Origin of the sequence: Bacillus solimangrovi (assembly GCF_001742425.1) — a bacterium.
Taxonomy (GTDB): domain Bacteria; phylum Bacillota; class Bacilli; order Bacillales; family Bacillaceae_N; genus Bacillus_AV; species Bacillus_AV solimangrovi.
Genome location: NZ_MJEH01000034.1, coordinates 23348 through 29605 on the forward strand (window position 1 = coordinate 23348; position 6258 = coordinate 29605).

At 34.0% G+C, this 6258-nt stretch carries 5 protein-coding genes; 3 read left to right on the top strand and 2 right to left on the bottom strand.

Features of this window, described 5'->3' with window-relative positions; translation table 11 throughout:
- Positions 1 to 11: 11 nt before the first annotated feature.
- Positions 12 to 1229, bottom strand: a complete 1218-nt coding sequence (locus BFG57_RS12685; protein WP_245676758.1) for a BaiN/RdsA family NAD(P)/FAD-dependent oxidoreductase — start codon at positions 1227 to 1229, stop codon at positions 12 to 14.
- Between the two features lie 405 nt (positions 1230 to 1634).
- On the opposite strand from BFG57_RS12685, the gene BFG57_RS12690 reads away from it, so the two are divergent.
- Positions 1635 to 3263 carry a putative polysaccharide biosynthesis protein gene (locus BFG57_RS12690; protein ID WP_069717866.1) on the top strand — a complete coding sequence of 543 codons (1629 nt, stop codon included), beginning with the start codon at positions 1635 to 1637 and terminating at the stop codon, positions 3261 to 3263.
- A gap of 177 nt (positions 3264 to 3440) precedes the next feature.
- A complete protein-coding gene (locus BFG57_RS12695) occupies positions 3441 to 4160 on the top strand; it encodes a pseudouridine synthase (protein ID WP_069717867.1) in 720 nt (239 codons plus the stop codon).
- 119 nt (positions 4161 to 4279) lie between these two features.
- Here the strand turns inward: BFG57_RS12695 and BFG57_RS12700 are convergent, their stop codons facing one another.
- Entirely contained in the window at positions 4280 to 4501 is a 222-nt protein-coding gene (locus BFG57_RS12700) for a DeoR family transcriptional regulator (RefSeq protein ID WP_069717868.1), read from the bottom strand.
- 672 nt (positions 4502 to 5173) lie between these two features.
- Here BFG57_RS12700 and BFG57_RS12705 point away from each other — a divergent pair.
- Positions 5174 to 6187 (top strand): potassium channel family protein, encoded by a 1014-nt coding sequence (locus tag BFG57_RS12705; RefSeq protein ID WP_342670313.1) that lies wholly within the window; start codon positions 5174 to 5176, stop codon positions 6185 to 6187.
- Positions 6188 to 6258 lie beyond the last annotated feature (71 nt).

A 6258-nucleotide genomic window follows, 5' to 3' on the forward strand; every position in this document is an offset into this window, starting at 1 on the left:
AAGTAGAATGGCTACACTTCGCTCATTGCAGCATTTTGTCCGGCTAATCTTCCAGTTATTAGTGCAGATGTTATGTTGAAACCACCTGTATAACCATGAATGTCTAATATTTCCCCACAGAAATATAGCCCTTCTTTTACTTTTGAACACATTGTTTTCGGATGAATTTCTTTAATAGAGACTCCACCGCCTGTTACAAACGCCTTTTCAATCGGAAGTGTACCATTAATCTTCATTTGTAAATTTTTTGTATTTTCTACAAAAGTACGCAATTGCTCATTACTTATATGAGCGTAAGTTAACGTTGGTTCAATAGAAGAACGTTCCATTAAAAAAAGTAAATATCGTTCTTGAATGATATCTTTCAGTAAATTTTTGATCGCTTTCTTCGGTGCTTGTTTTAATTTATTATGAATTACTTGGAACACTTGTTCATTGTTTTGATTTGGAAAGAGATCAATGCTAACGGTTATTGCCTGTCCATTTTGTTTTTTTATTTCTTTTACGACATATTGGCTGCAACGTAGAGCAGCAGGTCCTGAAAGCCCAAAGTGAGTAAAGAGGAAATCCATTGCATGGGTAACAATTTTCTTTCCTTTTTTATTGATGACTGATAGTGCTCCGTTTCTAATTGCGAGACCTTGTAATGTACGTTCTTTAATAAATTGTTCATTTGAAGTGAGTGGAACTTCAGTTGGAAATAAGTCTGTGATTGTATGTCCAGCCTTTTTCGCCCAAGCATATCCATCACCTGTACTACCAGTATGGGGCACTGACTTCCCACCTACAGCAACAACAACAGCATTTGAATCAATTTCTTCTCCATTCTTTAGCGTAACACCAATTGCTTTTGTTTCATTATATTTAACAGTTTTAATAGCAGTGTCAGTGCGAATATCAACATGTAGTTGTTTGAGACGATTTAATAGTGCATCAATGACTGATTGTGCACTATTACTTTGTGGAAACATTCTTCCATTATCCTCTTCCTTTAACGGTACGCCTAACTGCTCGAAAAATTGAATAATGTCCTCATTGTCAAATTCATTAAATGCGCTGTGAAGAAATCGTCCATTTCCAGGGATGTGTTTAATAATTTCACTAATTGGCATTCTGTTTGTAACGTTACATCTGCCTCCACCTGAGATGGCAAGTTTTCTCCCAAGTTGATTTCCTTTATCAATAAGTAAAGTTTTTGCTCCGTATTCACTTGCAGCTATAGCGGCCATTAATCCAGAAGGACCGCCACCGATAACTATGACATCATATCTCAAGGTGACACCTACTTTCAAAAATAGTTCTTCTACATAGTAGACTTGTTTATCATAAAGAATCAAGAATAGGAAAATGTTTTTACTAATGGAGAGTTGAAAATTATGATAAAATGATAAAGTTGTTATTAATTCATGTCAATTGTTGTATAGACGTGTCAATTGACGATAAGATATTTAGTTTAAAATAAAGGGATATAGTGAGAGACGTTATAGGTCTGCCTCTGTTGGTACATGTTCCTATTATGACTAGAATATGATAACTAATCAACAAGGGGTAATAAAGAATATTAAATATAATATAAGTTTTATCTTACATAAAGTGTGATTTCAGCTTTGTTATAAAGCTGGAGGAGGAGTATCATGTCCAAGCAGCAAATTATTCGCGGTACGCTAATACTAACTGCCGCAACTTTTCTGTCGAAATTTCTAGGATTAGCATATACATTTCCATTTGAAGCGATAATTGGGGATGAAGGGGGCGGGGAGCTTTTCTCATATGCATATGATCCGTATACAATTTTATTAAGCATATCGACGATGGGTGTTCCGCTGGCAGTTTCCAAGTTTGTAGCTAAATACAATGCACTTGGTGATTACGAGACAGGAAGACGTTTATATCGCTCAGGGTTAACGTTAATGGCTGCTACAGGAGTAGTTTCTTTTTTGGCGCTTTACTCTCTTGCCCCATTTATGGCTCCTAAAATCATAACACTCGAGAGTAAGCATAGTGTTGAGGATGTCGTATATGTCATTCGGATGGTAAGTACAGCTCTTATTATCGTTCCTGTGATGAGTCTAATAAGAGGTTTCTTCCAAGGATACGAATCAATGGGACCAACGGCTGTTTCACAAGTAATTGAGCAAATTGTTCGGATTATATTTTTACTTGGTGGTGCTTATGTAATACTTAACGTACTGGAAGGTACAGTAACCCAAGCAGTTGGTTTTGCCGTTTTCTCAGCATTTATTGGTGCATTAGCTGGATTAGCTATTCTAATTTGGTATTGGATGAAGAGGAAGTCGAAGCTTGATCAGCTTCTCTTGAAAAATACTTATCAAGCAAAGTTGTCTTATAAGCAAATGTACAAGGAATTACTTACATATGCAGGTCCATTTGTATTTGTCGGTATAGCAAATCCTCTTTTTAAGACGATAGATATGTTTACTTTTAATAACGCAATGGCTTCAATTGGAAAAGGTGCAATTTCAGGCGAGTTATTCGGTTTATATAACTTTTGGTTGCACAAACTGATCCTTATTCCAGTGGCATTTGCAACAGCGATGGCATTAACTTTAATCCCAACGATTACAGCTTCTTTTACTGAACAGAAAAATGCAATTATGAAACAACAAATTTCGCAAGCTTTACAAATTATTATGTTCCTTGTTACACCTGCAGCAATTGGTATGGCTGTTGTGTCTTATCCTGCTTACGGGTTTTTATATGGAGTAGAAGATATTCAACTTGGTGGTTCAGTTCTTCGTTTTTATGCACCAGCTGCGCTACTCTTTGCGCTTTTTATCGTATCAACGTCTGTGATGCAAGGAGTAAACCAGCAACGTTATGCAGTTATTAGCTTACTGATCGGTCTCTTTTTTAAGTTAATTTTAAATGTACCTCTTATTAAGCTATTTGAAGTGTACGGTGCCATAAGTGCAACGATGATTGGTTATTTATTTGCAATAGGATTTAATTTATGGATTATTGCTAAACATACTGAAGTTCGATATAACATATTGATGCGAAGGTCTTTGTTTATCATTATTTTAACTTTGTTGATGGTTATTTTTACAGCACTAACTCAATATATCCTTCAACTATTTATTGCTCCTGAAGATGGACGAATTCAATCAGGATTTGTATTAGCAGTTTCAATGTTAGTTGGAGTTATCGTATATGGCGGACTAAGTTATCGTTTCAATCTTGCAGGTTCTCTGTTAGGACAACGTTTTGCATTTTTAAAGAAAACAAAGAAGAACATTGATTAAGAGCTGTCGTATAGCACTTAATCATTAGCTACGATAGCCGATTATTTAATAGATTGTCCATTTAATTGACGGCAACGAGTTATCGTGCCGTCTACTTTTTAGTTATGAACTAAAATATAAGACTGTCGATTATACATTCAGGTTGATAAGAAATAATTAATATAAGGAGGGCATGAAATGCGAATTGATAAGCTATTATCAAATATGGGTTATGGAAGTCGAAAAGACACGAAGAAGCTGCTAAAGTCAGGGGCAGTAAAAATCGATGATCAAGTAATAAAAGATGGGAAGTTCCATGTTGATCCTAACGTGGAAACAGTTACGGTACATGGTGAAGTAGTTAATTATAAAGAATTTATCTATTTAATGATGAATAAACCAGATGGAGTAATTTCTGCTACTGAAGATTTGAATCAAGAAACAGTTGTTGATCTTCTTGAAACGGAAGACTTTGTATTTGAACCGTTTCCAGTGGGGCGCTTAGATAAAGATACAGTTGGTTTGTTGTTACTGACGAATGATGGTAAGTTAGCTCATCAATTGCTATCACCTAAAAAACATGTACCAAAAGTTTATTATGCAAAAATTGATGGACATGTAACAGTTAAAGACGTTGAAGCATTTCAAAAGGGTGTCATCCTCGATGACGGTTATCTAACAAAACCAGCAAAATTAGATATTATTAAAAGTGGAGAAGAATCAGAGATCGAACTTACGATTACAGAAGGTAAATTTCATCAAGTGAAACGAATGTTTGAATCAGTTGACAAACGTGTAACTTTTTTGATGCGTATTAAGATGGGAGCACTTGCTTTAGATGAGACACTGCGTTACGGAGAGTATCGTGAATTGACTGACGAGGAAATTGGGGTATTATTTGGAGAAGGTGAAATTTAATAGTTGCTGTACAAAGAAAAACCGTAGATATAACTACGGTTTTTTACGTCTATATATTTTATTGGATATGAAAAAATAACTTTCAAAGTTGTAGTCGGGAATTACTCGCCTAGCTCAAATTATGATGTGATTTTAACTCGTTTTTTAGTGGTGGTCCATTTTCCGCGACTAGGGCTACGTACAAGATCATTGTATGCTAATACATTTAAGTCTCTTTGAATTGTTCTGGAAGTTGTTCCGAACTCTTCAGCAAGAGCCTCTGTTGTTACTATTCCATGTTCATTAATAAACAAATAAACGGATTTCACACGAGTCAGCATACGTGAAGTTGCAGGATTCAAAAAACCACTCCTTAAATACTTGTTTAACTGAAATCTTCATTTTAAACAAAGGAATTGAACCAAAAACCTAGCTGGACATCACCAATAAGCAGTTATTAAGTTATAACGTATGTTCACAATAAGCTATACTAAGCACAATTTTTTATCAGATTGAACACACTTTTATAATAAAATTATTTTATACGTTTATTTTACATGACATGCGTGTGTAAGATCCAGCAATTTGATTGAGTTTACAGAAAATTAATAGCATAACATCAATATTTACATGGTTTTGTAGATAGTCACCCCGTTTCTGTAGTAAAAATAAAATGCATTAATTATGTAATATTAGTATATGTATTGTTAGCAGAATGTTATGATTATTTCTACGTTAAATTAGAAAATCCTGCTAATAATTTATTTTTTATATTCATATTTGACATTTTTCGCTAAGATTCCTTCAACAATACATGAAAATTGTTAAGAAATTTACTGAAATATTGTTAAAAAATTTAAAGTTTCTAGTAAAGGTCATATAAATAACGAATTTTAACTAAGTACAATAGTAATGCAGAGCTGTTGAAATTATTATTGCATATTACTTTTTATAAGCGTGGTCAATGTTTACAACTCTTTCTTGTTTGCATAGAGCATGCTATTCTTAATAGTGGAATATTGAGGAAAAGAGGGGTGTCATTGTATTTTTTTCGCTCGCTTTTTTTAAAATTACTCAAGGTTAACAATTGGGTATTAATTTCAGCAAGTTTCACTTTGATTTTGTTTAGTACAATTATGGTCACTTTTTTAGAACCTGAAACCTTTCCGACTTTATTTGAAGGATTTTGGTGGGTAATGACTACTGTTACAACAGTAGGATATGGTGATTATTATCCTGTAACTGTACTTGGACGGAGTTATGCGGTAATTCTTTATTTAATTGGAATTGGACTAATTGGTGTATTAATAGGAAAGATTGTTGAATGGTTTGCTGACTTTCGTAAGAAACGTGAGGAGGGTAAGATGGAGTATAGAGGGAAAAATCATATTGTTATTATCGGTTGGTCAAAAAAAGCAAAGTTTGCAGTAGAGGAAATAATGGAATCTTCTGATACAAATGTTGTAGTTATTGACCAGCTTGAAAGAGCACCATTATTAAATGAACGTGTTCATTATATACAAGGAAATGCTACGAAAGAACTTACTATGAAAATGTCTAATGTACAACATGCTAAAGCTGTATTAATTTTTAGTGATGATACAATTAAAGAGCCTGAATTAGCAGATGGGAAGACGTTGTTAATTGCTTCAACAATTGAATCATATGCACCTAAAGTGCATACGACGGTGGAAATTCTTGATGAAGAGCATATTAAGAATTTTACACATGTAAACGTTGATGAATTTGTATTAAGTCATGAGACGATATCACGTCTTTCAGTAAGGTCTGTTTTCATGAATGGTGTAACATCAATTTATTCACAATTAATGAGTCATACTCATGGTGATGACTTATTTCAGGTAGGTGTTCGTCAAAATTGGAATACTTATCGAGATGCTTTTGAGGCATTGCTCCAAGAAGGTGCAACTTTAATTGCAGACGGAGATGAGTTGAATATTAATCGTAGGCTTGATGAACCAATAAGGGATGATGCGAAGTTATTCGTTATTTGTGATAAAGAGACTTATCAACAAGTGAAAAAATGAGTAGAGGTGACTATTATGAATCAAAAAATAAATTGGTTTGAAAAAGTTATAGAACTAAAAGAGGACTTAAT